Consider the following 1,490-nt stretch of genomic DNA (forward strand, 5'->3'; position numbering starts at 1 on the left):
GGGTGAGTTCAACCGGTCGTTGCAACACCTTTCTTTTGCGGTGAGTGTAGCTGGTCCTCGAATATCTCTGCCGGAGTCCGCCAGCCGAGGACTTTGCGGGGTCGGTTGTTGATCGCCAAGGCGACGGCTTCGAGGTCCTCCGACGTCCACCGGGACAGGTCGGTGCCCTTTGGAAAGTATTGACGCAGCAGCCCGTTCGTGTTCTCGTTCGTCGGTCGTTGCCAGGGCGAATGCGGATCGGCGAAGAACACCTTCGTTCCCGTGTCGAGCGCGAACTGCGCGTGCGCGGAGAGTTCTTTGCCGCGGTCCCAGGTGATGGTTTTGCGTAACTGCGCGGGTAGTTTCAGCATCGATGTCATCAGCGCTGTGTTCATCGCGATGGCGCCGTAGCCGCCGAGCGAAGGGCCGTTCTTCACGGGTGGATTCTCGCCCCAGCCTTCCAATCGAGGCAGATGAACGAGAAGCGTGGATCGGCTGCTGCGCTCAACGAGCGTGCCGATCGCGGACCGGCCCGTCCCGATGATCAGATCCCCCTCCCAGTGTCCCGGGACCGCGCGATCCTCGGCCTCGGCGGGGCGTTGACTGAGGACGACATCCGCGGTGACATGCCCGTGCGGCTTGTTCCGTGACCGCGCCCGGGGAACCCGCAGTGCCCGACCGGTGCGCAGACACGCGACCAGCTCACGCTTGAGCGCGCCGCGTCCCTCGATGAACAGCGACTGGTAGATCGCTTCGTGGCTGATGCGCATGGACTCATCATCGGGGAAGTCGACCCGCAGCCGATGCGAGATCTGCTCCGGGCTCCACGCCGTCGCCCAGCGCCTGTCCTGCCGATGTGGCTTGTTCAGCCCTTTCCACGCCGGCGTTGGGGGTCCGGTGACGATCGTGCCGTCGGGTCGACGGACGGTCCCGGCGAGCCGGTCCCGGACGTACTCACGCAACCTGTCGTTGCTCACCAGCTTCGCGGTCTTCGGGCGCTTCGCGGCCTGCTGCGCCTTCCACTGCGCCACCAGAGCCCGGTATTCCGGCTTGCCGCATCTGGTCGCCGCGTTGCGGCGCAGCTCGCGTGAAATCGTTGCGGGGTCGCGTCCGATCCTGCGGGCGATCTCACGCACGCCGCCGCCCTGGGCGCGCAGCAGCGCGATCTCCTCGCGCTCGGCGAATGACAGGTAGCGGCCCGTGGGCTCGGCCATACTGATCGGCGGCATGCCGCCAGCGTGGCGAAACCACCGGATCCCGACCGGTCCCGACACGCCAACGGCTTCCGCGGCCTCCACCGTCGTCACGCCTGACGCGATCTGCCGCCAAAAGTCACGCTGCACCGCACGAGACGGCTCCGGCCGCCCCGGTGAACGCATCGGCGGTCGTAGAGCACGATCCGCCGCCCACTGCCGCCGCCCACCCGCCGGTGCCGCAGGCATCTGCTTCTTGCCGAGTCCCATCGCATACCTCCGTGATCGAGGTGTTGCGACAATCAGTTGAATTCGCCC

Annotated in this window: 1 protein-coding gene; it reads right to left on the reverse strand. The window is 66.7% G+C overall.

Going from position 1 to position 1,490, the window contains the following annotated elements:
• Positions 1-8: 8 nt before the first annotated feature.
• Positions 9-1,421: an IS30 family transposase gene (locus Vau01_RS62945; protein ID WP_373320517.1), complete on the reverse strand. Its 1,413-nt coding sequence runs from the start codon at positions 1,419-1,421 to the stop codon at positions 9-11.
• Positions 1,422-1,490: the final 69 nt, after the last annotated feature.

This window comes from Virgisporangium aurantiacum, from assembly GCF_016863635.1.
GTDB classification, from domain to species: domain Bacteria; phylum Actinomycetota; class Actinomycetes; order Mycobacteriales; family Micromonosporaceae; genus Virgisporangium; species Virgisporangium aurantiacum.